This is a genomic window from Planktothrix pseudagardhii, assembly GCF_904830925.1.
In the GTDB taxonomy this organism is placed as follows: Bacteria; Cyanobacteriota; Cyanobacteriia; order Cyanobacteriales; family Microcoleaceae; genus Planktothrix; species Planktothrix tepida.
Genome location: NZ_LR882967.1, coordinates 5,075,495 through 5,089,050 on the forward strand (window position 1 = coordinate 5,075,495; position 13,556 = coordinate 5,089,050).

At 38.9% G+C, this 13,556-nt stretch carries 14 protein-coding genes; 8 read left to right on the top strand and 6 right to left on the bottom strand.

Annotated elements, in window-relative coordinates; all coding sequences use genetic code 11:
* Nucleotides 1-10: 10 nt before the first annotated feature.
* Nucleotides 11-1,717, bottom strand: a complete 1,707-nt coding sequence (locus NMK36_RS21915; protein ID WP_254174613.1) for a hypothetical protein — start codon at nucleotides 1,715-1,717, stop codon at nucleotides 11-13.
* A gap of 97 nt (nucleotides 1,718-1,814) precedes the next feature.
* On the opposite strand from NMK36_RS21915, the gene NMK36_RS21920 reads away from it, so the two are divergent.
* The 5 genes from NMK36_RS21920 to NMK36_RS21940 all read left to right on the top strand — a co-directional run bounded on the left by NMK36_RS21920 (nucleotide 1,815) and on the right by NMK36_RS21940 (nucleotide 7,288).
* On the top strand, nucleotides 1,815-2,735 hold the full coding sequence (locus tag NMK36_RS21920; RefSeq protein WP_254174614.1) for a glycosyltransferase family 2 protein: 921 nt from the start codon (nucleotides 1,815-1,817) through the stop codon (nucleotides 2,733-2,735).
* 52 nt (nucleotides 2,736-2,787) lie between these two features.
* Nucleotides 2,788-3,612 carry a polysaccharide deacetylase family protein gene (locus NMK36_RS21925; RefSeq protein WP_254174615.1) on the top strand — a complete coding sequence of 275 codons (825 nt, stop codon included), beginning with the start codon at nucleotides 2,788-2,790 and terminating at the stop codon, nucleotides 3,610-3,612.
* A gap of 29 nt (nucleotides 3,613-3,641) precedes the next feature.
* Nucleotides 3,642-4,931, top strand: a complete 1,290-nt coding sequence (locus tag NMK36_RS21930; protein WP_254174616.1) for a nucleotide sugar dehydrogenase — start codon at nucleotides 3,642-3,644, stop codon at nucleotides 4,929-4,931.
* Nucleotides 4,932-4,935: 4 nt separating this feature from the next.
* The gene (locus NMK36_RS21935; RefSeq protein WP_072718464.1) at nucleotides 4,936-5,922 is read left to right on the top strand and encodes an NAD-dependent epimerase; all 987 of its coding nucleotides are present in this window, start codon (nucleotides 4,936-4,938) and stop codon (nucleotides 5,920-5,922) included.
* Between the two features lie 247 nt (nucleotides 5,923-6,169).
* Nucleotides 6,170-7,288: a site-2 protease family protein gene (locus NMK36_RS21940; protein ID WP_072718463.1), complete on the top strand. Its 1,119-nt coding sequence runs from the start codon at nucleotides 6,170-6,172 to the stop codon at nucleotides 7,286-7,288.
* A gap of 62 nt (nucleotides 7,289-7,350) precedes the next feature.
* On the opposite strand, the gene NMK36_RS21945 is transcribed toward NMK36_RS21940, so the two are convergent.
* The 5 genes from NMK36_RS21945 to NMK36_RS21965 all read right to left on the bottom strand — a co-directional run bounded on the left by NMK36_RS21945 (nucleotide 7,351) and on the right by NMK36_RS21965 (nucleotide 11,133).
* Complete coding sequence (locus NMK36_RS21945) at nucleotides 7,351-7,899, bottom strand: hypothetical protein (protein WP_139295003.1); 549 nt, start codon at nucleotides 7,897-7,899, stop codon at nucleotides 7,351-7,353.
* A 149-nt stretch (nucleotides 7,900-8,048) separates the two neighbouring features.
* A complete protein-coding gene (locus NMK36_RS21950) occupies nucleotides 8,049-8,666 on the bottom strand; it encodes a L,D-transpeptidase (RefSeq protein ID WP_072718461.1) in 618 nt (205 codons plus the stop codon).
* Nucleotides 8,667-9,073: 407 nt separating this feature from the next.
* Nucleotides 9,074-9,454 (bottom strand): DUF5615 family PIN-like protein, encoded by a 381-nt coding sequence (locus tag NMK36_RS21955; RefSeq protein ID WP_072718460.1) that lies wholly within the window; start codon nucleotides 9,452-9,454, stop codon nucleotides 9,074-9,076.
* Nucleotides 9,454-9,783, bottom strand: coding sequence for a DUF433 domain-containing protein (locus tag NMK36_RS21960; RefSeq protein ID WP_072718459.1), 330 nt, complete (start codon nucleotides 9,781-9,783; stop codon nucleotides 9,454-9,456). The genes NMK36_RS21955 and NMK36_RS21960 overlap by 1 nt, the downstream gene beginning before the upstream one ends.
* 240 nt (nucleotides 9,784-10,023) lie before the next feature.
* Nucleotides 10,024-11,133: a tetratricopeptide repeat protein gene (locus tag NMK36_RS21965; RefSeq protein WP_254174617.1), complete on the bottom strand. Its 1,110-nt coding sequence runs from the start codon at nucleotides 11,131-11,133 to the stop codon at nucleotides 10,024-10,026.
* Between the two features lie 186 nt (nucleotides 11,134-11,319).
* Here NMK36_RS21965 and NMK36_RS21970 point away from each other — a divergent pair, with 186 nt between their 5' ends.
* From NMK36_RS21970 to ispE, 3 genes are read left to right on the top strand one after another with little or no spacing between them, the layout of a single operon-like run.
* Nucleotides 11,320-11,703 (top strand): nuclear transport factor 2 family protein, encoded by a 384-nt coding sequence (locus tag NMK36_RS21970; RefSeq protein ID WP_254174618.1) that lies wholly within the window; start codon nucleotides 11,320-11,322, stop codon nucleotides 11,701-11,703.
* Between the two features lie 7 nt (nucleotides 11,704-11,710).
* Entirely contained in the window at nucleotides 11,711-12,550 is an 840-nt protein-coding gene (gene rsmA, locus NMK36_RS21975; RefSeq protein WP_254175217.1) for a 16S rRNA (adenine(1518)-N(6)/adenine(1519)-N(6))-dimethyltransferase RsmA, read from the top strand.
* Nucleotides 12,551-12,607: 57 nt separating this feature from the next.
* On the top strand, nucleotides 12,608-13,555 hold the full coding sequence (ispE, locus tag NMK36_RS21980) for a 4-(cytidine 5'-diphospho)-2-C-methyl-D-erythritol kinase (protein WP_072718457.1): 948 nt from the start codon (nucleotides 12,608-12,610) through the stop codon (nucleotides 13,553-13,555).
* The last annotated feature ends 1 nt before the right edge of the window (nucleotide 13,556 follow it).

A 13,556-nucleotide genomic window follows, 5' to 3' on the forward strand; every position in this document is an offset into this window, starting at 1 on the left:
ACCCTGCGGGTTATTTGATGAGACAATCTGCTTTTACCAGACGATAGAGTTGATTTTGATAGATAGTACAACGATTCCACGATTGTAACAGGATCGGTTGTTGTTTTCCTTGAAGTTGACTTAAGGCTTGTTTTCCTTGATCTGGCCATTGTTTAAACCAAACATTCTCGGTCATATATTCAGGACTGAAAGCTTTTTGATCAATCAGAAAATAATCAACGCCATACTTCTGAATAAACTGTTTCACTGTGTCTAAATTGGGGCTATATTGGGCAAAAATTAAATCTAAAACCCTAGGTTTAATTTGACGATAATATCCCTTTTGATACGGTAAAGCGTGTTCCCAGGAAACTAAAACCGGACGTTGAGAAAAAATGGGTAAATTATCTGCTTCTAAGGATAAAGAAGCCGTTAAAGTATCTTTCGGTTGTTGTTGTAAAAACTGATAAACTGCTGGATCTGTTCCAATGGTATAAGCAGTTCGTGGAAAAGCTTTTCCCCAAATAAAAAACGGATAAAAAATTAGCACAAAACTAAATACAACCGTTGATGCTAAAGCAATAATTTGTTTAAGAGTAGCTTGAAAAATCCCATCTAAGACAACAATTAAAAAAATTGCTGTTGAAATCGCTAAAATGATGCGGAAACTATGACTGGTGTAGCGACTGGGAAGAAATAACTTAAACAATAAGAGATGGGCGATCGCAAATAACCCTATAGATGTTAGGATTAAATACAGCAGAATATTAATTTTAGAACTGATTTTTTCCACCAACGGAAACTGACGGGGAAATCGGAACAAAATTGGTAAGAAAAATCCTAATATAACTAAAGGCGGATTCAGGGAAATTTTAAGGCCACTGCGACTATTTTTAAACCAAAAATTTAACCCCCTATTGCTATAGAAAAATGCTGTTCTTCCCTTATCTAAAAATTCCGGCATCGTTTTAGCTTCTTGGGCTGAAATGGTCGGGCCATATTCAGAAGTAGAGAAAAAATAAGGGATAATCACTAAGGTTGCAACCCCTAAACCAACAGCCGAAATGATATAATCCTGACGATTATTAGAAAATTGCAGTTTCCCTTTTTCCCACTGAATTAACCGCAAAATTAAAACCCCAGAAGCAACTAACATTAAGGGGCTATAAATATTCCCCATAATTGCCATACAAATTCCCACGCCCAGAGGAGATCGACGTAACAAGAAATAGAGAAAAGATAGAAACGCGGGATAAGCAAAACCGCTACTAACAGCCGTTGTTAATTCCCCATGTAACCAAAGATTTTGATTCAACAGTAAAGACCCAATAAACCCAACAGTTGGGACAGGTAAAAGTTCAATACAAATCCCAAAACAAAAAATAGTGGTTAATAATCCTAAAAATAAAGGTAAAATCTTATTTAAAAGTAGAGGATTAATCCCTAAATTTGCCATTAAATGATAGAAACCACTCACACCCGAAGGCGTAATGGATTGATAAAAATCCGCAATTAAATCATTAGGAAATAAATCAGGATCAACAAACCGTTGCATCCAAAATAGATGTTGTCGGGCATCATCCATGATTAAATATTCTCCACTGAAGGCTTTTTGTAGAGGCGGAATGGCAAAACTAATGGAGAAAACCAGACTCAAGGTCAGCCAAAAGATCATTCGAGGGCTAAATCGGTGATCTTCTGGGGCGGTTAAAAACTTCTGGAGACGGGATACTAGCATCTAAAAATTGATCCAAAATCAGATATAATTGACCCGCAATCTGGGTCTGATTCTTTCAGATAATACAATAGGTTGAGAAATTCAGCAGATAAACGATATGTATCAAGTGGTGGATGGAGAGTTAACAACGGCAATTCAAACAACCTTAACGGAAGGAAAAGGGCTGTCCTTAGTCATTCCTGCCTTTAATGAAGAAGCCGCAATTGCAACGGTTGTGACGGGAATGATTAACCTCTTGAAACCAACTGGGGGAGAGTTTGAGGTTTTAGTCGTTGATGATTGTTCAACGGATTCAACAGCAGAAAAAGCAAAACAAGCGGGAGCAAAAGTGATTCGTCAGGGTCGAAATCGCGGTTATGGTGCGGCTTTAAAAACAGGAATTCGTAAAGCAAAATATGGATTAATTGCCATTGCCGATGCCGATGGTCAACACGATGCTGAACAATTAGCGAGTTTATTAATGGCGTTAGGCGATGCAGATGTTGCGATAGGAACTCGTTATAATTCTCCGGTTCCCATTTTAAGAAAACCTGGAAAATTAATCTTAAAATGGGTGGCAAATTGGGTAACAGGATGGAAGATTCCTGACTTAAATTCAGGGTTACGGGTGATGAGACGAGAAGCCATTTTTGATTGTATGCACCTTGCCCCCGATGGATTTTCCTTTAGTACCACCACAACCATTGCCTTAATTAATAATGGTTGGTTAATTCAGTGGGTTCCGATTATTATTAATCAACGGGTCGGTCGTCCGAGTTCAGTTAAAATTGTCAGAGATGGATTAAATACCCTTTTGTTAATTATTAGAATTGTGGTGTTATTTGCCCCTTTAAGAGTATTTTTACCCGTTAGTTTATTTTTAATTGTTGCAGGTTTAATTAGTTCGATTTCAGGCATAATATTAGAAGACAACCTAGCAGATCGAGATGTGATAATTTTATTATCAGGAATTATCATCTTTTTCTATGGAATATTAGCTGATCAATTATCAGCAATTCGCCGAGAAATGAAACAATAAATCATGTAGGGGCGGGGTTCTCCAGCCCTTACAGAGTTAGGAGAATAAAATCGTGAATCAAAAATTATCTAAAACAGCAATTATTTCCATTGATGTCGAAACGGACTGGGGAGGTAGACTTCCTGCTTCTAAAGAAACAATTCGAGGGGTTAAAGTGGGTTTACCGAAGATTTTTGAGATTCTAAATCAATATCAATGTCCTACTACTTTATTTATTAATGGAGAAATTGTTCCTTATATTAAAGAAGAGATCAATATTTCAATTCAAAAAAAATTTGAAATCGGCTCTCATGGTTTCACCCATCGAAAAATGCCTGCATTATCAACAGGTGAAATTATCGAAGAATTAGCAAAATCAAAAGCAATTTTAGAAGATTTTACAGGTCAAAAAATTAGAGGGTTTCGTGCGCCACAAGCTCGAATTCCTGAAGGATTATATCACTATTTAAAACAAACTAACTATGAATATGACTCTTCAGTTTTTGCCGGAAAAATGCCCTCTCGGTTTAATAATCAAAATGTCCCGATTGAACCCTATTTACAAGATAATATTTGGGAAATTCCCGTTAATAGTTTACCCTTGATTCCCTTACCGATGGGGTTATTATGGATTGATTTATTTCAATTATCCTTAATTCAACTGTTATCCTCAGTTTCTCCCCTTCCGCCTATTGTTCAAGTTTATATGCACCCCTTTGATTTTATTCCCGCCTATTCTGTCGAGGATTTATCAATTCCCTGGGGAGCAAAATTATGGTACACTCGTCAACAAGGTTCAGCCTTAAAAACCCTAAATCGTTTACTATATTGGTTACAACAATTAGGGTATACTTTTAGAACGGCGGGTGACGTGATTAATTCTTATTCGATGTCATAATCCCCTTATCTTTTATCTTTAAAATCATAATGTCTTCTCATCCCCATCGCATTGCTGTTCTTGGTTTAGGATATGTAGGTTTACCTGTTGCCATTGCCTTTGCTGAAGTTTTCCCCGAAACCATTGGATTTGATATTAAACTAGAACGAGTTGAAGCTTTAAAACAAGGGATTGATCTTACCGGAGAAATTGACAATAAAAGGTTAAAAAATTCATCTTTAAAATTTACCGCATCTCTTCAAGATTTAAAAGACTGTAACTTTTATATTGTAGCAGTTCCCACGCCTGTTGATAAAAATAATCAACCCAACTTAACCCCCTTAATTAAAGCTTCTGAACTCTTAGGAAAAGTAATAAAACCCGGAGATATTATTGTTTATGAATCAACGGTTTATCCAGGGGTAACAGAAGAAATCTGTGGTAAAATATTAGCCCAAATTTCTGGTTTAAAACAAGGAATTGATTTTAAATTAGGCTATTCTCCAGAACGAATTAATCCGGGGGATAAATCCCATACCTTAGAAAAAATTGTGAAAGTGGTTTCAGGAGAAGATGAACCCACCTTAAATAGTATTACTGAAGTTTATAGCTGCATTATTCAAGCCGGGGTTTATCGTGCACCTTCGATTAAAGTTGCAGAAGCAGCGAAAGTGATAGAAAATATTCAACGAGACTTAAATATTGCTTTAATGAATGAATTAGCTATTATTTTTGATCACTTAAATATCCGCACTCAAGATGTATTAAATGCAGCTAGAACCAAATGGAACTTTTTACCTTTTACCCCTGGATTAGTTGGCGGTCATTGTATTGGTGTTGACCCGTATTATTTAACGGCAAAAGCCGAAGAATTAGGCTATCATCCCCAAGTTATTTTAGCGGGAAGACGGATTAATGATAGCATGGGAACTTATTTAGCTCAACGTTTAGTTAAACTGTTAATTCAAGCCAATTGTTCCATTCCTAGTGCAAAAGTTGGAATTTTAGGATTAACCTTTAAAGAAAATGTACCTGATTTACGCAATAGTCGCGTTCCTGATATTGTGGCGGAACTTCATCAATTTAGAATTCAACCGTTAATTCATGACCCCTTAGCTGACCCTGTTGCCACTCAACAAGAATATGCTATGACATTAGTAAAGTGGTCAGATTTATTGAACCTAGATGCGATGATTCTTGCGGTTCCCCATCAAACTTACCTCGACCTTCCTGTAGAAAAACTATTAGGGTGTTTAGGAAATAAAGGTGTCGTGATGGATGTCAAGTCTGTTCTTAACCCTAATTTAATTCCCTCTCATATTCACTACTGGAGTTTATAAAAAAATGGCAAATTTATTAGTCACTGGTGCGGCTGGATTTATTGGATTTCATTTGTGTCAACGGTTATTAGACCGAGGAGATACTGTTATCGGAATTGATAATATTAATGATTATTATGATGTGTCTCTGAAACACGCCCGTTTAGACCAATTAAAAAATCGGGAAGGATTTACTTTTAAAAAACTAGATTTAGCTGACCGAGAGGGAATGAATCAGTTATTTACTGAGGGAAATTTTGAACGAGTGGCTCATCTTGCCGCCCAAGCAGGAGTACGATATTCTTTAAAAAATCCCTATGCTTATCTTGATAGTAATTTAGTCGGATTTTTGAATATTTTAGAAGGCTGTCGCCATTCTCAAATTCAACATTTAGTATATGCCTCTTCCAGTTCCGTTTATGGGGAAAATAAGAAAATTCCCTTTTCCGTTGAAGATAATGTAGACTATCCCGTCAGCTTATATGCAGCAACTAAAAAAGCTAATGAATTAATCGCCCATAGTTATAGCCATTTATACAATATTCCCTCAACGGGATTACGATTTTTTACTGTTTATGGCCCTTGGGGTCGTCCCGATATGGCAATGTTTATTTTTACCAAAGCCATTCTCGAAGATAAACCCATTGATGTGTTTAATTATGGAAAAATGCAACGAGATTTTACCTATATTGATGATATTGTCGAAGGCGTAATTCGTACCTTAGATAGAATTCCTCAACCGGGTGAAAATCAACATACAACAGCCCCCTATAAAGTGTATAATATTGGTAATAATCAACCCGTTGAATTGTTGCATTTAATTGAAGTATTAGAAGCAACATTAGGTAAACCTGCCATTAAAAACTTTATGCCCATTCAACCCGGAGATGTGCCCATGACCTATGCTGATGTTGATGCTTTAATTCAAGATGTAAACTTTCAACCCAATACTTCAATTGAAGTGGGAGTCCAACGATTTGTAGAGTGGTATCGTTCTTATTATCAAGTTTAGAGTTCACCCCAGAAACCGGGTTTCTGGTTCTAATTAAGGGGATAAAATCGAGATTGGACGTTGAGAAACCCAATTTCATAAGAACAATGCCTGAGTATTTCTTGATTGTCAAAGCGGAAAACCGTACTCAATCGTCTAGTATTTACAACCTGGGGCGGATTGCTCAGTTTTTTTACAATTCGTTACGATAGGGTTATGAACAACCAGAAGTTGAATTGGCTTTTGGATGAGTTGAGAGGTAGCCAACATGAATGGCTCTATTCGCGTCGGTAATTTATTCGGAATCCCTTTTTATATTAATGTTTCCTGGTTTATTGTTCTGGCATTAATGACCTTAAGTTATGGCGGAAGTTTAGCAGCCCAATTTCCCCAATTGGGTTTAGGACTGCCATTCCTATTAGGATTAATTGCTGCGTTACTGTTATTTGCTTCTGTTTTAGCCCATGAATTAGGTCATAGTTTTGTCGCCATCAAACAAGGAATTAACGTTAAATCAATTAGCTTATTTTTGTTTGGTGGATTAGCCAGTTTAGACCAAGAAGCAAAAACACCTGCTGGGGCTTTTTGGATTGCCATTGCTGGGCCATTAGTGAGTTTATTCCTGTTTGTTGGGTTAACTTTGATGGGTTCTTCTTTAACCATCGCAGCCCCATTAACAGCCTTAATTAATCTCTTAGCTTATGTCAATTTAGCTTTAGCGGTCTTTAATTTAATTCCCGGTTTACCCCTCGATGGTGGCAATATTCTCAAAGCACTCATCTGGAAAATTACAGGTAATCAATTTAAAGGCATTGTATTTGCCAGTCGCGTCGGTCAAGGATTTGGTTGGTTAGCAATTTTATTAGGATTTTTACCTCTATTTGCCGGAGGTTCGATTAATTTCTGGACAATTTTAATCGGTTGGTTCCTGTTAAGTAATGCCGGAATTTTAGCCAAAGATGCCACCCTCCGCAATCAATTATCTCAATTTACCGCAGAGGATGCCCTAGTTGATGAAAATCCGATTGTTCCTCAAACCCTTTCTTTACGAACCTTTGTCAACGATTATATTATTGGAAAAACCGCAACTCGTCAATTTTTAGTTACCAATGAAGCCGGGGAATTAGTCGGTCAAATTAGTGGGGATGACCTGAAAACAATTCCGACCTCTCAATGGCCGTTAATTCAAGTTCAAGAAGTGATGCAACCTGTGGAATTTTCAACAACTGTTGATGCTCAACAACCACTATTAGACGTGGTAACTGTCTTAGAACAACAACAATTAAATGAATTACCCGTTGTTCGCAATGGGGTGTTAGTGGGATTTATTGAAAAAGCATCGATTCGTCGCTTATTAGAGCAGCGTTTGCAAGCTAATCCCGCTTAGAGATTAACCGATTAATCCATGTAGGGGCGAGGTTTTCTCGCCCTTTTCTTTTATATTAGTCTCTACAGCAACCAAGTGCTACTGGAAAAATCATCATTAGAAACAGGTTGAGAGGGGGAAGAATAGGGACGAGGGATTAATGTAGCCTTGGGTTTGACAATGGCTTTAGATTGTGGTGGTTGCGCTTTAAGTTGTAAGGCATTTTTCAACGATTCATTTTCTTCCTTTAGGTTTTTCAATTCATCAATTAATTTAGAATTTGCCTCGGATAATTGTAACGCAGCCTCTTGCGCTTTTTGTAATTTTCCTTTTAAATCTGCCTCTTGAATTTCGGTTTTCATGCGGTCAATAAATTGATTTTTATCATCTAATTCAGCTTGTAATTTTAAAACTTTTTCTTGAAGGGAATGTTCTTGTTTTTGAGCCGTTTCTAAATGTGTTTTCAACTCAACAATTTTCTCTAATAAGTCGGGTTGAGCCTCAAATTCTGTAGGTGAGGCAGTCGATTGAACTCCAACCCCACTTTCATCGACGACAACTTCCACTTCAGCCGTTGCACTTTTTTCAGTTTCCTGCCGTACCATATCGGAAAGACGTTTCCGCGCCATCATTCCTCCCCTTGGGTGAGCATTAATTTTCAAATAACCTTAATACGCCTTAGCTTATCAGATCTTTGATGTCTTTTGAGACAATCAAAAAAGGAATCAGATGAGTTTGAACTCGATGTGATTCCTGAAAATCTCTATAGAACATCAAATATTTAAGGTTCAACAATAACCGGAGTTCCGACTTCCACCTGTTCAAATAAAGCTACAACATCCTCATTCCGCATCCTGACACAGCCATGGGAGGCGGCTTGTCCAATTGAATTGATTGTAGGGGTTCCATGAAACCCAATCACATCTTTTCCATCTGTCCAGAACCCAATCCAACGTAATCCTAACGCACTATTAGGGCCTGGAGAACGAACTTCTCCCGTCCAGGGGTCTTGCCAAACGGGATTTTCAATTTTTTGCATCACTTTAAAATTCCCCGTCGGCGTTTCCCATCCTTCTTTACCCACAGCAACGGGATAACTAACAACAACTTGTTCTCCTTGATAGAGATAAACCCGACGTTGACCCAACCGTAGAACCAGACGTCTTGGCTGCTCTAAGGATGGTAAAAATAAACCGGGGTCATCTAAGGGGGGAACATCCGGGTTGAGGTTTTGAGCGGGAAGGATAGGAACAACCGTAGAAGATGAAGAACTGACCGTTTCCGGTGAAACCGAAGTTTGCGCTTTTATAGGTTGTCCTAATAAGAATAAAGTGGCTAGGCTAATACCAGTAGCGATAAAAGATTGAGATAAAAATTGAGTGTTGACTCTGGCGGTCATATTGGACTCCTCACTCAGAAATAATATTGATAGTAGGAAACAGGAGAAAAAGAAAGGTGTGGAGAACAGACAGTTAACAGTCGTAGGGGCAAGGTTCCCCCCACTCGTACCCGTCAAGTGTCTATATCCTAAGTTTTGGCAATTGTTATAATGTACCCTAAAAAATAGGACTAAGCAAATCTGAAACAGTTCCAAAAATTTCACAACAATCAAAAAACTGGGTTTCTCAACCTCCCCTTTTAATTTTATTCCTTAAACTGAGGTCAAAAATCCGGCTGAAATTCCCCTATAGGTAAATCATGACCTGGTATTAACAGCATTTAATAGACTAACTCTGGATAATTGATGAAACCTTGGAAGTACCCTTGCACAGGTTTCCCCTAGTCAGGATAATTTGTTAGGGGCGATTATTGCACTCCTAAAACATAACTATGGGGCAAATGAATAATTTGGTCTTGATATTCACCTTCAAAAGATACCTGTGCTAAGAAAATCAACTCATTAATATTTTGCCCCACAGTTAACTTAACATTGAGAATAAAAATGCCTGGTATATGACGACCTTCGTTGATGTGATCGAGCAAGTGGACAGGCATAGATTTACGGTTATTCGTCACCAATATAAAATTATACTCCTCGCACCAAAGTAAAATTTCTGGATCTAAAGTACCTCTAGGGGGAGAGTAAGGTTCACCCACAGCCCAAACGATTAAATCTGACTCAATTTTACTTAATCCTATTTTGTAGATCGGATCTACATTTTCATCCAGCAAATATTTTAAAGGCATTATCCTTTCTCGATAGCCTCTCTTTCGGCTCTTAGTTTTCTCAAGCGAATAGCAGAAGGGGATGGATTAAGTTGTTGTGCTTTTAGTTGCTGGTGGCTCCACTCCAACCAATCTGCAATGTAGTTACTAACGGCTTCTTTATTGTGTAGATAATAAAGGATAGTCGCATAAACTTGTTCTAAGTTAAGAGATGGATAAGTTTGAGCAATTTGTTCGGGAGTACGAGCACGATGAATGAAATCATATAGGATGGTTTCAATTCCGATTCGCGTTCCTTTGACTCGAATATCATCAGGTCGTTGAAAGTCAAAATAATCTTCCAGTTGCATCGGTGAATACTCCTATTTTCAAGAGGGAACAGGGAACACTTCGACAAGCTCAGTGCTTCGCAGGGAATAGAGAATTAGAAATGTGTCAATAATTATGTTTGGGTACTTATTCCATCTTTAAATGTTTGCTACAGATGATGACACAGGTTTTTGATATGACTTTGTGCGATCGCACCTTCCTAAAAACAGCTGATCAAAAACTTAGTTTTTCAGGGAAATGCGATCGCTAATAACATCAATTTACTTTTTCTTCGGTTGTAATTGCTGTAAAGCAGCTTGGGTTTTCTTGACGCCTTCGGGATTGCCTTGTTGCTGATAAAGTTCTAAGGCTTTTTGGAAAGAAGCGATCGCTTGTTGCTCCCGACTGCCTCGTCCTTTCAGTGCCAATCCCATATTAAAATGGGCAGAGGCATCATTGGGATTATTTTCAATCACCCGACGATAACTAATAATTGCCCCGACATAATCTTGTTGTGCGAGTTGCAATTCTCCGAGGGCTGCATTCGCTTCCATCAAAGTTGGTTTTAACGCTAAAGCCCGTTGATAAGCTTGGCTGGCGGCTTCCCAGTTTTCCTCAGCTTTAAAAATTTCACCAATTTGGAATTGCACATCGCCATCACGGGGAGCGAGTTGGGCGGCACGTTCAAAGGCGGCAACACCCCCATTGCGATCGCCATATTTTAATAAAGCAGCCCCTAATTTAATTTGAATACTCGCTTCATTGGGAGCTATCATTGCGGCTTGTTGCAGCACTTCTAAGGCTTTCATCACGTTTTCTTGCTTGAGAAATGCCATTCCCATCGAAGAATAAGCTTGCCAATTACGAGCATCCAGACTAATAATTGTTTGATAAGCTCGAATCGCCCCTGTATAGTCTCCTTTACGGAATAATGTTGCGGCTAACCCTTGATGGGCTTGAATATTATCGCGTTTGAGCATAGTCGCCCGACGATAGGCATCCGCCGCCGCATCATATTGTTGTAAATTGGCTAAACTAAACCCTAAACCATACTGAAAATCTGCATTATTCGGTTCTAGGATTAAGGCATTTTGATAATATTGAGCCGCAACTTGGAAGTTACCGCGTAACGCTTCTAAATAGGCAATCCCGGAATAAATTTTAGCGTTTCTAGGATCTAAAGAAACCGCTTGGGTATAGATGCTAATGGCATTTTCCAGATCTCCAGCATCCACCAACTTTCGGCCCTGTTCTAACAAATCATTAAGCTGTTTGTTGGCTTGGGGGTTGGCTTGAGCTACAATTTCCGTAGCTTGAGCAATTTGTGGTGTGGTCATGGCAATCACAGCCACTAAAACACGACTAACTAACAATTGAGTTCGATTTGACACGGCCTATTTTGGGTGAGAAGTTGAGCGAGTCTGTCACATTTTGATGTTGACGGTTGATAGCCAACGGTTAACCGTTAACCAATCCCTAACACCTGATGCTGGAAATGATACTGACATAATTCGGGCCACTTGTGAAGAGATCCGCTTATTCTGGCTTCCCTCACCCCCTCACCCTACTTCAGCGTTATGACGGATGAACAACTTGTATTAACGATCAATAAAGCGTTTTATCGAGCTTTTGAAAAACAGGATTTAGAAGCAATGAGTACCCTTTGGTCGAAGGGAACTGCTTCGGTTTGCATTCACCCTGGACGGAAAGCGGTGAAAGGATGGGAAGCAATTCGAGCTTCCTGGGAGCAAATTTTTAAAGCCACTCAATATTTGGAAATTGAAACTGAGGTTATCTCAACAGAAATTAATGGAGATATTGCTTATGTTATTTTAACAGAAAATGTGATGCAAATTGTCGGTCGCCGTCGCCTGCAAGCAACATCAATGGCAACGAATATTTATACTCGGATGGCGAATCAATGGTATTTAATTCATCATCATGGTAGTCCCATTATTTAATTCATCTATGCGATCGCCCCAACCTCGAAAACAATTTGCTCAACATTGGTTACGCAGTGAAAAAGCGTTAAGTAAAATTGTTAAATCTGCGTCCTTATCTCCCTCTGATCGGTTATTAGAAATTGGCCCCGGAACCGGAATTTTAACCACTCAATTGCTATCGGTGGCTCAATCTGTTGTTGCGGTTGAAATTGATACGGATTTATGCAAAAATCTGGTTAAAAGATTTGGGGAGCGGGATAATTTTTTATTGCTACAAGGAGATATTTTAACCTTAGATATTGCCACCCAATTACAGGATTTTCCCAATTTCCAAAATCTTAATAAAGTTGTTGCTAATATTCCCTATAATATTACCGGGCCAATTGTTGAACAATTATTAGGAACCATTGCGGAACCGAACCCTAACCCATTTCAATTAATTGTTCTGTTAGTTCAAAAAGAAGTCGCCCAACGTATAACCGCCCATGCAGGGTCTAAAACCTTTGGGGCGTTGTCGGTTCGAGTCCAATATCTCGCCGACTGCGACTATATCTGTGATGTCCCCGCAAAAGCCTTTTATCCCCCGCCAAAAGTAGATTCTGCGGTGATTCGTTTGCGTCCCCGTCCCATCCCACATCCCGCCTCTAACCCCCAATATTTGGAAACTTTACTCAAATTAGGATTTTCCAGTAAACGCAAAATGTTAAGAAATAATTTACAAAGTGTGGTGAGTCGAGATCAATTAACCCAATTACTGGAACAATTAGAGATTAACCCCCAAGTTCGCGCCGAAGACCTCAGTGTGGAACAATGGGTAAATTTGGCTAATCTTCTGGAAACAACGGAATTAGTAACAGATATATAGTCTGTGTATTTCTTGTTTCCTGTTGCCTATCTCCTGTCTCCTGACTCCTGAATACAAATGCGTTCCTATTCTTTAATTGCTCCGGCAAAAATTAACCTCTACTTAGAAATTATAGGCGATCGCCCCGATGGATATCATGAATTGGCGATGGTACTCCAAAGTATTAGTTTAGCCGATCAAATTGACATTCAATCGATTGGAATTGATACCATTAGTGTGCGCTGTGCTCATGCAGAAGTTCCCAATGATCAAACCAATTTAGCTTATCGGGCGGCGGCATTATTAGCCCAACAATTCCCCGATGCTATGGCACAATTTGGGGGAGTGGAAATTAATATCAAAAAAAATATTCCTATAGCCGCAGGTTTAGCCGGAGGTTCAACAGATGCAGCGGCAGTTTTAGTCGGTTTAGATTTAATGTGGCAATTAGGTTTAACTCAAAGTGAATTAGAAGAATTAGCGGCTCAAATTGGTTCCGATGTTCCCTTTTGTATTCAAGGCGGAACTGCTTTAGCAACGGGACGAGGTGAAGCCCTTTCTCCCCTCACAAATTTAGATCATTTGTATGTGGTTTTAGCTAAATATCGGAACTTGGGAATTTCGACAGTTTGGGCTTATAAAACCTATCGTCAACAGTTTAACGATACCTACATTTCAGCAGCCCAGGATTTACAAACTCGCCAACAACGGGTTCATTCTGGGCCGATGGTTTCTGCAATTATGCACCGAGATGGGGCAGAAATTGGTAAATTACTGCACAATGATTTAGAGAAAGTCGCCTTACCCGAATATCCCCAAGTCTTACAACTTCGAGAAGCTTTTGAGGCTCAAGGTGTTCTGGGAACCATGATGTCCGGTTCCGGGCCAACGGTGTTTGCCTTAACAGAATCTGAAGCCGAAGCTTTACGGGTTTTAGAAGCTGTAAAAACCCAAATCGCTAACCCAGAATTAGAGTTTTGGACAGCAAAATTTATTTCTACTGGTATTCGTTTAGCACACTCATAAA